Origin of the sequence: Enterobacter sp. MGH 33, from assembly GCF_000534535.1 — a bacterium.
GTDB lineage: Bacteria > Pseudomonadota > Gammaproteobacteria > Enterobacterales > Enterobacteriaceae > Enterobacter > Enterobacter hormaechei_C.
Genome location: NZ_KI973212.1, coordinates 1772979 through 1786777 on the forward strand (window position 1 = coordinate 1772979; position 13799 = coordinate 1786777).

Annotated in this window: 11 protein-coding genes; 8 read left to right on the forward strand and 3 right to left on the reverse strand. The window is 55.9% G+C overall.

Annotation, left to right across the window (positions count from 1 at the left end):
* Nucleotides 1-196 precede the first annotated feature (196 nt).
* Entirely contained in the window at nucleotides 197-1084 is an 888-nt protein-coding gene (gene rhtA / locus L379_RS15515; RefSeq protein WP_017384917.1) for a threonine/homoserine exporter RhtA, read from the reverse strand.
* Between the two features lie 354 nt (nucleotides 1085-1438).
* Between rhtA and ompX the strand changes: the two genes are divergently transcribed.
* A complete protein-coding gene (ompX, locus tag L379_RS15510) occupies nucleotides 1439-1957 on the forward strand; it encodes an outer membrane protein OmpX (RefSeq protein ID WP_003858450.1) in 519 nt (172 codons plus the stop codon).
* Nucleotides 1958-2071: 114 nt separating this feature from the next.
* Here the strand turns inward: ompX and L379_RS15505 are convergent, their stop codons facing one another.
* Together L379_RS15505 and mntS are read right to left on the reverse strand one after the other, a co-directional pair.
* A complete protein-coding gene (locus L379_RS15505; protein ID WP_032653046.1) occupies nucleotides 2072-3655 on the reverse strand; it encodes a phosphoethanolamine transferase in 1584 nt (527 codons plus the stop codon).
* A 269-nt stretch (nucleotides 3656-3924) separates the two neighbouring features.
* Nucleotides 3925-4053, reverse strand: coding sequence for a manganase accumulation protein MntS (gene mntS / locus L379_RS15500; protein ID WP_017384915.1), 129 nt, complete (start codon nucleotides 4051-4053; stop codon nucleotides 3925-3927).
* A 183-nt stretch (nucleotides 4054-4236) separates the two neighbouring features.
* Between mntS and mntR the strand changes: the two genes are divergently transcribed.
* The 7 genes from mntR (at nucleotide 4237) to iroN (ending at nucleotide 13767) form a co-directional block, all read left to right on the forward strand.
* Entirely contained in the window at nucleotides 4237-4710 is a 474-nt protein-coding gene (gene mntR / locus L379_RS15495; protein WP_015571059.1) for a manganese-binding transcriptional regulator MntR, read from the forward strand.
* On the forward strand, nucleotides 4707-5816 hold the full coding sequence (locus L379_RS15490) for an anion transporter (RefSeq protein WP_017384914.1): 1110 nt from the start codon (nucleotides 4707-4709) through the stop codon (nucleotides 5814-5816). The genes mntR and L379_RS15490 overlap by 4 nt, the downstream gene beginning before the upstream one ends.
* A 101-nt stretch (nucleotides 5817-5917) precedes the next feature.
* Entirely contained in the window at nucleotides 5918-7012 is a 1095-nt protein-coding gene (locus L379_RS15485; RefSeq protein ID WP_032653048.1) for an HlyD family secretion protein, read from the forward strand.
* The gene (locus L379_RS15480; protein WP_015571056.1) at nucleotides 7009-8580 is read left to right on the forward strand and encodes a DHA2 family efflux MFS transporter permease subunit; all 1572 of its coding nucleotides are present in this window, start codon (nucleotides 7009-7011) and stop codon (nucleotides 8578-8580) included. The genes L379_RS15485 and L379_RS15480 overlap by 4 nt, the downstream gene beginning before the upstream one ends.
* Nucleotides 8580-10103 carry an efflux transporter outer membrane subunit gene (locus tag L379_RS15475; protein ID WP_032653050.1) on the forward strand — a complete coding sequence of 508 codons (1524 nt, stop codon included), beginning with the start codon at nucleotides 8580-8582 and terminating at the stop codon, nucleotides 10101-10103. The genes L379_RS15480 and L379_RS15475 overlap by 1 nt, the downstream gene beginning before the upstream one ends.
* Before the next feature lie 102 nt (nucleotides 10104-10205).
* Nucleotides 10206-11246 (forward strand): aldo/keto reductase, encoded by a 1041-nt coding sequence (locus L379_RS15470; protein WP_015571054.1) that lies wholly within the window; start codon nucleotides 10206-10208, stop codon nucleotides 11244-11246.
* Nucleotides 11247-11592: 346 nt separating this feature from the next.
* Entirely contained in the window at nucleotides 11593-13767 is a 2175-nt protein-coding gene (iroN, locus tag L379_RS15465; RefSeq protein ID WP_023303341.1) for a siderophore salmochelin receptor IroN, read from the forward strand.
* The last annotated feature ends 32 nt before the right edge of the window (nucleotides 13768-13799 follow it).

Consider the following 13799-nt stretch of genomic DNA (forward strand, 5'->3'; position numbering starts at 1 on the left):
GAAAGGAAGGTTGTATTATCAACTATTTGAAAAATAATTAGTTTATTTAAATTGATACAGATCAATCTTAATCCACTCTCCAGGAAGGCGAGCAGGTGAAATATTTTGGCAATATGAGAGAGTTTGTAAGAAATTATTTGAGCTACTGACGTGGCGTATATTCTGCATGGCGGGTTAGCCATGCAGAATTTAAGGCTTAGTTGAGGTCTATTTTTTCCACTTTAGGTTCCGGACGCATGGTCAGGGTGGAGCCCATTGACGCCGCGATAATGGAACAGAGCGCCAGCGTTTGTACCAGGGTCAGGGTTTCACCGAGGAAAATCATTCCTGAGATGGCGGCCAGCGCGGGCTCCATGCTCATGAGCGTACCAAAAATGCGTGTGGGCAGGCGCGTCAGGGCGATCATCTCCAGAGAGTAGGGCAGCGCCGTGGAGAGAATGGCAACCGCCAGCCCAACCGGCAGGATTGACCATTGCCATATTGAGTCTGTCGCTTGTGCCATTCCAATCGGGACAAAGATAACGGCGGCAATCAGCGAGCCTAAGGCGACCGTCGCGGGGCCGTGCTCTTCCCCCGCACGCTGGCCAGTGAGAATATACACCGCCCAGCATGCCCCCGCGCCCAGCGCCAGAGCTGCCCCTGTCAGATCGATTTGTGAAACGCTTTGCCCGAGCGGCAGCAGGAACCATAGCCCCAGCACGGCCAGTACGACCCAGATAAAGTCTACCGGACGACGAGAAGAGAAGAGGGCAACCGCCAGCGGGCCGGTAAATTCAAGCGCGACCGCGATCCCCAGCGGGATCGTCTGAATAGAGAGATAGAACATGTAGTTCATCCCTCCCAGCGCCAGCCCATAAAAAAGCAGTGGCAGTCGCTGCTCCTTTTTAAACCGTAGCCGCCAGGGTTTAAAAACAACCACGAGGATCAGGGTGCCTAATGCGATACGCAGCGCCGTGACGCCGGGCGCACCAACCAGCGGAAACAGCGATTTTGCCAGCGACGCGCCGCTTTGTATGGACATCATCGCGATAAGTATGACTGCCACCGGCATCCAGACCGACGATTTACGAGGTAAACCTGGCATCCTTTCTCCTGTCAATTTATGTCAAATGAGGTAAAAGTCGCAGTGTAATGGAAATAAGCTGCAACGGTTGAGCTACTGTTGAAAAAAATCCAGGGAAAATCCGTAAAATGAGAAAACGTTGATGATTTTATCGCCTGAAAGATTAGGAATAATCTGGATGAACTAAATGGCGATGACGCGCACTATTAGCATTTACAGGTGAAAATCTGGAGTTATTTGAACGAGATAGCTGGTGCTGGAAATGTTCTGTTACAGGAAAGGTCGCATTAGACATCGTGAATGACAAAGAGTTTCACAGAATTTTTTGATATATTTAAAACTTACGGACTTACTTGAAGCACATTTGAGGTGGTTATGAAAAAAATTGCATGTCTTTCAGCACTGGCAGCTGTTCTGGCTGTTTCCGCAGGTACCGCTGTAGCGGCAACTTCTACTGTAACCGGTGGTTACGCTCAGAGCGATATGCAGGGCGTGATGAACAAAACCAACGGTTTCAACCTGAAGTACCGTTACGAGCAAGACAACAACCCGCTGGGTGTGATCGGTTCTTTCACTTACACCGAGAAAGATCGTACTGAAAATGGCTCTTACAATAAAGGTCAGTACTACGGCATCACCGCGGGTCCTGCTTACCGCCTGAATGACTGGGCAAGCATCTACGGTGTTGTAGGTGTTGGCTACGGTAAATTCCAGCAGACCGAAAACCAGGGTCTGAACCGTACTGCAAGCAACAGCGACTATGGTTTCTCCTATGGCGCAGGTATGCAGTTCAACCCAATCGAAAACGTTGCTCTGGACTTCTCCTATGAGCAGAGCCGTATCCGCAACGTTGACGTTGGCACCTGGATCGCGGGCGTAGGTTACCGCTTCTAATCACTTCGGTGAGCCAGTAAAAAATCCGCCCAATGTGGCGGATTTTTTTTGTTTGTACCCTCTCCCCGTGGGAGAGGGCCGGTGAGGGCATCAGCCCGCACGAAACGGCAGAAATTACTTACTCTTAATATCGAAAATATCCGTCCCAAGATGGTTATAGTCGACTTTCTGTAACTTAAAGTTGGTAATGTAAACTGGCGGGCCCTTCTTCCCGGAGATAAACGGGTAATCATTTTTTATCTCTTTCGCCTTAATCCCCGTCCATTGTGAGAAGAATTTCAGGAAATCGTTCGCGGAACGGCGCGCTTTGATGATGCGATGCGTTTTGTCATCACTCGACAGCACCATAAACGGTACCTGGAAGTTTTGCTGGAACTTGTCATCGTGTGCCAGATACTGCACCTGTTTACCGCGCTCCTTAAATGCCAGACCGTGGTCAGAGAAATAGACCATCGAGAAGCTGTCGCCGCTGTTGCGCAGCTGTGCGTACAGCTTGCTGAGCAGATCGTCGGTTTGCGTCATGGTGTAGAGATAACACGAGGTCTCTTTGGATTGCACAAACTCCGCATATTTTCCCCCGGTACGATCGCATGCCTGCGGGTGTGACCCCATCAGGTGCAGGACAATCAGCTGCGGCTGGGTGCGCTGAGTAGCAAAGACCTGCGCCGTCATTTTTAGCAACGCTTCATCTTTTGTGTTTTTATCGGCTTCGAAATCACCGCTTTTCAGGAACTGTACCTCGTCGGCACGCTTCGCGATGCTGGCGATGGCGGTATCATACTCGCCGATCTGTCCCTGGTTAGAGAACCACCATGTCTGAAAACCTGCCCGGTTGGCCAGGGTGACAAAATTATCCTGAAACTGCGGTTTTCCATCCACCACGCGGTTGAGCGTCAGACCGAGTGATTTCTGCGTCGAGCCGCTGGCCGCCACGTAGTCGGTAAACAGCGTACCGTTAACGGAGCTGGCAAACGGCGTGTTATCCCAGTGACCGCCAAACGCGCCGAGCGCATCGCGACGCGCGCTTTCCCCGATCACCACCACGTAAGTGTGATACTTCGGTTTCACCGCCAGCACGTTCCAGGTATCTTTCATGGTGGAAAGCTCGGCCATACGCGCCTGCTCGTCGAGCACTTCCTCGTTATTCACCACCACGTCTTTGACGAAGCGAAACACCGGATACCCGGTATCTTTAAGCTTAAACACGCCGCCCCAGGCCAGATTTTGTACCGGTGCAACAAAAAACGTCACCACGCTAAAGGCCAGGCACAGGCTTTCAATTTTACCCCATGCCTTTTTCCCGACGGGCTTACGACGAACCGCAATCACGCCGAGGGCAAAAATGAAAAGGCCAACCACGTAGTTGTACCACGGAAAGATCGTCAGGATCTCTGTGGACTCTTCCATATTGGTGGAGTGGAGCGCCAGCAGAGTATTAAAGTTCGGCGCGCCATAGGCCTGGCCAAACGGGAAATAGGCGGCAGCAATCAGAGAACAGATCCCGATAAGCACTTTCTGCACGCGCGGTGCGCTTCGCCAGAGCAGGTGAAGAATACAGGTGAATCCGACGGCATAAAGCAGGCTAAAGGGGTAGCCAAGAGCAAAGTTAATCAACAGCGATTGCAAAAAATAGAATCCCGTCCACGGGCTTAAGGCCCGGCTGCGGGTAACAAGTGTATCAATCAGGGTTACGTTCATAGATCACTATCACGAAAACGCCATGTGCTCACCCTGGCGTCAAGGGTCAAAGCCTGCCGGACAGTGCGTGGAAAGGGAATGAGAGGTCCGCTTCAGCGAGCCGCAAATTGTGCAGGGCTGCAAGAAGATAGTGCGAGCGTGAATTAAGGTCAACAGTTGCTAAACAGATGTTTTGCGAAGGGGGCTGCAAATCCGCAAAAATAATCGGGAACAGGCCAGTTTACAACGTAAGTGTGACGGGAAAATGAAGCGGCGTACCGCGACGCCGCTTAGTGGGAAGAATTGTCGTCCTGCTGCGGTTTGGCGTTAAACATATCGCACAGCATGTTCAACAGCATCAGGCGCACTTTAAAAGGAGAGTGGGTAAACACGTTCATACACCTCTTGAATTCATTCATAAGACCTCCTGATTCATGATCCCTTCGATCCGTGAAGGGTGACTGCATTACATACAGATATAGCACAGGCTATATTGTATAGCTATGGCTAATTCGTTAATTTTTTGTGCTTGTAGAGCTATGGTTTACAATGTGCGCTCCGTTACAGGGCGCTGGAAGCGTCAACCCCATTGAGGAAGCACAATGAACCGTCGCGCAGGTAAGCCAACAACAAAAAAAACGACGCAACTGGTGAACGTTGAAGAGCATGTGGAAGGCTTCCGCCAGGTGCGTGAGGCGCACCGCCGGGAGCTGATTGATGATTATGTCGAACTGATCTCTGATCTGATCCGTGAGGTTGGAGAAGCGCGCCAGGTGGATATGGCCGCACGCCTTGGGGTGTCGCAGCCAACCGTTGCAAAAATGTTAAAACGTCTGGCGTCGGTCGGGCTGATCGAGATGATCCCCTGGCGCGGGGTGTTTCTCACCGCTGAGGGCGAAAAGCTGGCGCAGGAGAGCCGCGAGCGCCACCAGATCGTCGAGAATTTTTTACTGGTGCTGGGCGTCAGCCCGGAAATTGCCCGTCGGGATGCCGAAGGTATGGAACACCACGTCAGTGAAGAGACGCTGTTGAAGTTCCGCGAGTTTACGCTCAAATACGGTCCCTCCGCTGAATGAACATCCCCGGCTTGCAGGCCCTGAAACGCGATCGCTTTTTCCATCTTTTACTGATCACTGGCGTTGGGCTCAGCGTCTTTGTGCCCTTCACGCCGCACACCTGGCCGGCGGCCATAGACTGGCGCACCATTATTACTCTGAGCGGTTTGATGATGCTCACCAAAGGCGTGGAGCTGAGCGGCTATTTTGACGTGCTGGGGCGCAAAATGGTGCGCCGCTTCGCCACCGAGCGCAAGCTGGCCCTGTTTATGGTCTTTTCGGCGGCGCTGTTGTCGACGTTTCTCACTAATGACGTGGCGCTTTTTATCGTGGTGCCGCTTACGCTCACGCTGCGTAAGCTGTGCGAAATACCGGTTACCCGTCTGATTATCTTTGAAGCGCTGGCCGTCAATGCGGGCTCGCTGCTCACGCCTATCGGTAACCCGCAGAACATTCTGCTGTGGGGACGCTCCGGCCTGTCGTTTACCGCGTTTACCGGGCAGATGGCGCCGCTGGCGCTGGCGATCGTGGCGTCGCTGCTGGCGGTGGGCTGGTTTGCTTTCCCGAATAAATCGTTGCAGTACCACAGCGGTACAACCGGCCCCCAGTGGCAGCCGCGTCTCGTCTGGAGCTGCCTGGGGCTGTATATCGTTTTCCTTATCGCGCTGGAGTTAAACCAGGCGCTGGCGGGCGCGCTGCTGGTGGCGTGCGGCTTCCTGTTCCTCGCCCGGCGGGTGCTGGTGAGCGTTGACTGGACGCTGCTGCTGGTGTTTATGGCGATGTTTATTGACGTCCATCTCCTGATCCAGCTGCCTGTATTGCAGAACGTTCTCCATAGCGTCAGCGGTCTGTCACAGCCGGGATTATGGCTGACGGCGATTGGTCTTTCGCAGGTGATCAGTAACGTGCCGTCCACCATTTTGCTGCTTAACTATGTTCCCCCAACGGTACTGCTGGCGTGGGCGGTCAACGTCGGCGGCTTTGGGCTGCTGCCTGGCTCGCTGGCCAACCTCATCGCCCTGCGGATGGCCAACGATCGCCGCATCTGGTGGCGCTTCCATTTATGGTCAATCCCGATGCTGCTCTGGTCAGCGGCGGTCGGTTTCGGACTATTCCTTCTCATATAGTGCGCAATTTGTCAGTTTTTCCTGGCAAATGTATAGCAACGTCCTAGCTTTAGTGAACGGCATAGTGTGATGCCGCTCACTGACAGGACTGTTGCTGAACTATGGCAGAAGATCAAAACCCACCTGCTGACGAGCAGGATCAAAACAATAACGAGCGCAAGCGCCCGGGGAAAAAACCGTTAATTATCCTTGGCATCGTGGTCATCGTGATGGTGATTGTGGCGCTGGTCTGGTGGTTTTTAACCCGTAACGAAGAGACCACCGACGACGCCTTCACCGACGGCGACGTAGTGACCATTGCCCCAAAAACGGCAGGCTACGTCACCGAACTTCGCGTGCGGGATAACCAGCGCGTGAAGAAAGGGGATGTGCTGGTGGTGATCGATCCGCGTGATACCACCGCCCAGCGCGATCAGGCCCAGGCCCAGCTTGGGCTGGCGATTGCGCAGTTGCATCAGGCGCAGGCGCAGCTGGCGCTCTCGAAGGTGCAATATCCCGCTCAGCGCGATGAAGCCAAAGCCCAGGTACTGAAAGCCCAGGCGGATATGGCCAACGCGCAGGCGGAGTACCGCCGTCAGCGCGGCGTTGACCCGCGCGCGACCACGCAACAAAGTATCGATGCCGCGAACGCTCAACTGCGGAGTGCCCAGGCGGGTCTGGCCAGCGCGCAGGCGCAGCTGGAAGTGGCGGAGCAGGTGCAGCTGCAAATCCGCCAGCAGGAGACCAACGTCGAAGCCCGCGAACGGCAGGTCGATCAGGCCAGAGCGCAGCTGGAAACCGCCAACCTGAACCTCTCTTATACCGAAGTCCGCGCCCCGTTCGACGGTTTTGTCACCAAACGCAACGTCCAGCCCGGTACGCTGGTGCAGGCAGGTACGGCGCTGTTCTCGCTGGTTTCCCCGAACGTGTGGGTGGTGGCGAACTTCAAGGAGTCGCAGCTTGAGCGCATGAAGCCGGGCGACAAAGTGACCGTGTCCGTCGATGCCTGGCCGGATATGGAGCTGGAAGGCCATATCGACAGCATCCAGCAGGGCAGCGGCTCGCGCTTCTCCGCCTTCCCGTCGGAAAACGCCACCGGTAACTTTGTGAAGATCGTTCAGCGCGTGCCGGTGAAAATCGTCATTGATAAAGGGCTGGATCCGAACAAGCCGCTGCCGCTGGGGCTGTCGGTTGAACCGAAGGTCACCGTGGAATGACGGATCACAGCCACGATAACTGGAAGCCCGCCAGTAACCCGTGGGCGGTGGCGATTGTGGTCACCCTGGCGGTGTTTATGGAAATTCTGGACACCACCATCGTCAACGTGGCGTTGCCCCACGTCGCGGGGTCGCTCTCGGCCAGCTATGACGAATCCACCTGGGTGCTCACCAGCTACCTGGTGGCGAACGGCATCGTGCTGCCGATTTCGGCCTTTCTGAGCCGCCTGTTTGGTCGCAAGCAGTTCTTCCTGATCTGCATTGTGATGTTCACCATCTGCTCGTTCCTGTGCGGCATCGCCACCGAGCTATGGCAAATCATCCTCTTCCGCGTGATGCAGGGGTTCTTTGGCGGCGGGTTGCAGCCTACCCAGCAGTCGGTGCTACTCGACTACTTTAAGCCGGAGGACAGGGGCAAAGCCTTTGGCCTTTCATCCATTGCCATTATCGTCGCGCCGGTACTCGGCCCCACGCTGGGGGGGTGGATCACCGATAACTACTCCTGGCGCTGGGTGTTCTTTATCAATATCCCGGTAGGGATTGTGACGGTGCTGGCCATCTATCAGCTGCTGGAAGATCCGCCGTGGGAGAAAAAGTCGGAAGAGAAGCTCACCGTCGACTGGACGGGGATCGGCCTGATCGCCCTCGGTCTTGGCTGTTTGCAGGTGATGCTCGACCGGGGCGAAGATGATGACTGGTTCTATTCGAACTTTATCCGCACCTTCGCAGTACTGACGCTGGTCGGCATTATCGGCGCGATCTACTGGCTGATGTATGCCAGAAAGCCGGTGGTGGATCTGCACTGTATGAAGGACCGCAACTTTGCGATCTCCAGCCTGCTGATGGCGGGGATGGCGATGATCCTGTACGGCAGTTCGGTGGTTATTCCGCAGCTGGCGCAGCAGGATTTGGGCTATACCGCCACCTGGTCCGGGCTGGTGCTCTCGCCCGGCGCGGTGCTGATTGTGCTGACCATCCCGCTGGTGCTGAAGCTGATGCCGGTGGTGCAGACGCGCTGGATCATCGCCTTCGGCTTTACCTGCCTGGCGGTGTCGTTCTTCTGGTCCCGCACGCTGACGCCGGATATCGACTTCGAAACGCTGGTGCTGTTCCGCAGCGCGCAGTCGATAGGGCTGGGGTTCCTGTTTGTGCCGCTGACCACCATCGCCTTTATCTCGATCCCGAGGCGGCTTAACGCCGACGCGGCGGCGCTGTTTACCATGTTCCGCAACGTGGCCGGCTCGATTGGGATTTCTCTCTCGACGGCGGCGATCACCGAGCGCTCGCAGGCGCACAGCGCGCATCTGGCTTACCACGCTTCGCCGTTTAACGAGCAGTTCCAGCTGGCGATTCGCGAAAGCGCCCAGGCGATCCAGAACTTCACCACTCAGGTGGGCGATCCGACCGGCATTGCCACCGGGCGGATGTACCAGACGATGATCGAGCAGTCGCGCTTTCTGGCCTACATCGACGTCTTCACCATTCTGAGCGCGGTGGCCCTATTACTGATTCCGTTTTGTTTGTTGCTCTCGCCGGTTAAGAGCGAGGGGAGTGCAGGAGCACACTGATGATACACAGACGTTTACACCCCCTGATGATAATGATGCTGCTGGTGGGCTGCGCCGTCGGGCCGGACTACCAACAGCCAGCACCGCCCGCCACCACGCACTGGAACGATAAGGGCGACAGCGCGGTGAAATCGCAAACTTCCTCCGCGGCCACTAACCCGCGCTGGTGGAAAACCTTCGGCTCGCCGCAGCTCGACAGCCTGATTGAACGCGCCATCGCCGGGAATCTGACGCTACAGCAAACGGTATTACGCATTGCCGGCGCGCGCGAACAGATTAACCAGGCCGGCGGGGCGTTTTTCCCGTCGGTGAATGGCAATGTGCAGGCGACGCGCCAGCAGCTTGGGCTGGAAGGGGAGCTGAAATCCCACGGCGTGTATGACCAGTTGAAAAATGTCGATCCTGAACTGCGGGGCGCGTTAGGCCCGCTGACGCAGCCGATAAACCTCTATCAGGGCAGCTTCGACGCCCAGTGGGAAATCGACCTGTGGGGCAAGGTGCGCCGTCAGGTAGAAGCGGCTGAGGCGCAGCAGCGGGCGGCGATCGAGCAGCGTAACGATGCGCTGGTCTCGCTGGAAGCCGAAGTGGCGCGGGCGTGGCTACAGCTGCGTGGGGCGCAGATCATCATTGCCACGCTTAATACGCAAATTGAAAGCGCACAGCAGACGCTGGATCTGACCGAAAGCCGCCAGCGGGGCGGGCTGTCGCCGCAGATGGACGTGGAAAATGCCCGGGCGCAGCTGGGCAATCTTGAAGCGCAGCTGCCGCAGTATCAGGCGCAGGAACGCCAGGCGATGAACGGGCTGGCGATCCTCCTTGGTAAGCCGCCGGGCGCGCTGGATGCCGAACTGCAATCCGTGCAGCCGATGCCCGCGCTGCCGGATATTGTGCAGACCGGTATTCCGTCGACGCTGGCCCGCCGCCGCCCGGACGTGCGCGAAGCCGAGGCGAATCTCCATGCCGCCACGGCGCAGATTGGCGTCTCGGTGGCAGAACTGTTCCCGAGCTTTACCCTCTCCGGACAGTTTGGCCTGCGCAACAGTGAATCTAACTGGCTGACCGACTGGAGCAGCCACTTCTACAGCTTTGGCCCGCAGGTTTCCATACCGATTTTCCAGGGCGGTCGGCTGGTCTCCAGCGTCAAGGTGGCGCGCGCGCAGCAGGGGGCGGCAGTGCTGGACTATCGCCAGACGGTACTGACGGCGCTCGGCGACGTTGAAAACGCGCTGGTGAGCTATCGCACCGACCAGCAGCGTGAAGCGGGCCTGGCGAAAACCATCGACGCGCTGCAAAACGCCTTTGATCTCGCCAGCGACAGCTACCGGCAGGGGATCGCCAGCTTTATTGACGTGCTGGACGCCCAGCGTCAGCTCGCTCAGGCCGAACAGCAGCGGGCGCAGGCGCAGGTGCAGAGCGCGCTTGACCTGGTGGCGCTCTACAAAGCCCTCGGCGGCGGCTGGGAGCCGTATCAGCAGGTACGGCTGCCAGACTACAGCGTCTTTGGCGACGCCCCGCGCGGATAGATTCAGAGGATTGGGCAAGAAACGGACAGGAACGCCACATTCGCGATGGCTGGGGGGCGGGTATAACTAACAGACACCCAATCGACATGCGAGGAAAGCGTTATGCGTTATCAAAAACTGGGCAATACCGGACTGTTTGTTTCTGAACTCTGCCTCGGCACCATGACCTTCGGCGGTGAAGGCGGCATGTGGGGCAAAATTGGTCAGCTTCAGCAAAGCGACGCCGAGCAGCTGGTGGGCCGCGCGCTGGACGCCGGGATCAATTTTATCGACACGGCAGATGTCTACTCGGAAGGGCGTTCAGAGGAGATCACCGGGCAGGCGCTGAAGAACCTGAAAATTCCGCGCGAAAACGTGGTCGTTGCCACCAAGGTGTTCGGTGAAACCGGCACAGCGGGGGTGAACTCGCGCGGTAGCTCGCGCTATCACATCATCAGCGGCGTGAAGGAGAGCCTGCGTCGCTTGCAGCTGGATCATATCGATCTCTATCAGCTACACGGTTTCGACCCCGCGACCCCCATCGAGGAGACGCTTTACGCGCTGGATAATCTTGTGCAGCACGGTCACGTACGCTATATCGGCGTCTCGAACTGGGCGGCATGGCAGATTGCCAAAGCGCTCGGCATCTCTGAGCGTCTGGGGCTGGCGCGTTTTGCCTCATTGCAGGCGTACTACACCATCGCCGGGCGCGACCTTGAGCGCGAACTGGTGCCGATGATGCAGAGCGAAGGCGTCGGGTTGATGGTATGGAGCCCGCTGGCGGGTGGTCTGCTGAGCGGAAAATACGATCGCGACGGGCAGAGCGCGGCCGGTAGTCGTCGCCTGGCGTTCGACTTCCCGCCAGTGAATAAAGATCGCGCCTTCGACTGCGTGGACGTGATGCGTACCATCGCTGAAAGTAAAGGCGTTTCCGTGGCGCAAATCGCGCTGGCGTGGCTGCTGCACCAGAAGGCGGTGACCAGCGTCATCATCGGGGCGAAACGGGTCGATCAGTTGGATGACAACATTGCCGCAACCGGCATTCAGCTGAGCGATGATGAGCTGAAACAGCTGGATGCGGTCAGCGCGCTGCCGCGCGAGTATCCTGGCTGGATGCTGGAGCGCCAGGGCGAGTACCGTCGCAATCAGTTAGCGCAACAATAACCTTTCTTTCCCCGGTGGCGCTTGCGCTTACCGGGGCTGCGTTCCCTTGTAATGACATATTAACGTTATGTCACTACACGAAATACCAATGGGCTGTTCTCTTCTTCCGCTGTTTCAGTATGCCAGCTTTACGAACGCACAGGGCGGTACCCGGGAAGAATCACTCCGGGCCAATGCGTGCGTTTCATTAATGCGCGCATCCGTGTATTAAGGATTGCCTTAATCCTCTCCAAATGATATTAGTTATCATTCTTATTATAAAAATAATGGCAGTTTAAAATATCTGGCAAGGATGTGAGCTTAACGATCGATCACTTTTGCGTTAGGCATGTATTAGGGAATGGGTATGAGAATTATCAAGATCTTCTGGCCGCTCACTGCGCTCCTGGCAGGGTTGAACAGTCAGGTATCACTGGCAAAATCCTCCGATGATAACGACGAGACCCTGGTGGTGGAAGCCACCGCTGAGCAGGTACTCAAACAGCAGCCGGGCGTGTCGATTATTACCAGCGAAGATATTAAAAAGAACCCTCCGGTCAACGATCTCTCCGATATTATTCGCAAAATGCCCGGTGTCAATCTGACCGGCAACAGCGCCTCGGGTACACGTGGTAATAACCGCCAGATCGACATTCGCGGCATGGGGCCGGAGAACACCTTAATTTTAATTGATGGTGTGCCGGTGACGTCGCGCAACGCCGTGCGTTATAGCTGGCGTGGAGAGCGTGATACCCGCGGCGACACCAACTGGGTGCCACCGGAACAGGTTGAGCGTATTGAAGTGATCCGCGGCCCTGCGGCGGCACGCTACGGTTCGGGCGCAGCGGGCGGGGTGGTGAACATCATTACCAAACGCCCTACCAACGACTGGCACGGTTCGCTGTCGTTATACACCAACCAGCCGGAAAGCAGCGACGAAGGCGCTACGCGTCGCGCCAACTTCAGCCTTAGCGGGCCGCTGGCTGGCGATGCGCTGACCATGCGCCTGTACGGAAACCTGAATAAAACCGATGCCGACAGCTGGGATATTAACTCCTCGGCCGGTACGAAAAACGCGGCCGGGCATGAAGGGGTGCGCAACAAAGATATTAACGGCGTTGTCTCGTGGAAATTAAATCCGCAGCAAATTATCGATTTCGAAGCCGGATATAGCCGCCAGGGGAATATCTATGCGGGCGATACGCAAAACAGTTCTTCCAGTGCCGTCACTGAAAGCCTGGCGAAATCCGGCGAAGAGACGAACCGCCTGTACCGGCAGAATTATGGCATTACACATAATGGTATCTGGGACTGGGGTCAAAGCCGTTTTGGTGTCTATTACGAGAAAACCAATAACACCCGCATGAATGAAGGATTATCCGGAGGCGGTGAAGGGCGTATTTCGGCGGATGAAAAGTTCACGACCAATCGCCTGAGCTCCTGGCGAACCAGCGGCGAGCTTAATATTCCGCTGAATGCGCTGGTCGATCAAACGCTGACCGTGGGTGCGGAGTGGAGCCGCGATGAGCTCGACGATCCTTCCTCTACCAGCCTGACCGTGGATGACAGTGATATCGGCGGCATTTCTGGCTCGGCTGCGGATCGCAGCAGTAAAAACCATTCCCAAATCAGTGCGCTGTATATTGAAGATAATATTGAGCCGGTTCCCGGCACGAATATCATTCCCGGCCTGCGCTTTGATTATCTCAACGAGTCCGGCGGTAACTTCAGCCCCAGCCTGAACCTCTCGCAGGAATTGGGGGATTACTTCAAAGTCAAAGCGGGGATTGCCCGAACCTTTAAAGCACCAAACCTGTATCAATCCAGCGAAGGTTATCTGCTCTACTCGAAAGGCAACGGTTGTCCAAAAGATATTACATCGGGCGGCTGCTACCTGATCGGTAATAAAGATCTCGATCCGGAAATTAGCATCAATAAAGAAATTGGGCTGGAGTTCGCCTGGGAAGATTACCATGCCAGCGTGACCTACTTCCGCAATGACTACCAGAATAAGATCGTGGCCGGCGATAATGTTATCGGGCAAACCGCTTCCGGCGCATATATTCTCCAGTGGCAGAACGGCGGGAAAGCGCTGGTGGACGGTATCGAAGCCAGCATGGCGTTCCCGCTGGTGAAAGATCGTCTGAACTGGAATACCAATGCCACCTGGATGATCACCTCGGAGCAAAAAGACACCGGTAATCCGCTGTCGATCATCCCGAAATACACCATTAATAACTCGCTTGACTGGACCATCACCCAGGCGTTCTCTGCCAGCGTCAACTGGACGTTATACGGCAGACAAAAACCGCGTACTCATTCGGAAACTCGTAGTGAAGATACTGGCGGTCTGTCAGGTAAAGAGCTGGGCGCTTATTCGCTGGTGGGGACGAACTTCAATTACGATATTAATAAAAATCTGCGTCTTAACGTTGGTGTCAGCAATATCTTAGATAAACAGATTTACCGATCTTCCGAAGGGGCGAATACCTATAACGAGCCTGGCCGGGCTTATTATGCCGGTGTTACCGCGTCATTTTGATCGTAGTGTTACAGGTGTACTGCCCGCGTCAA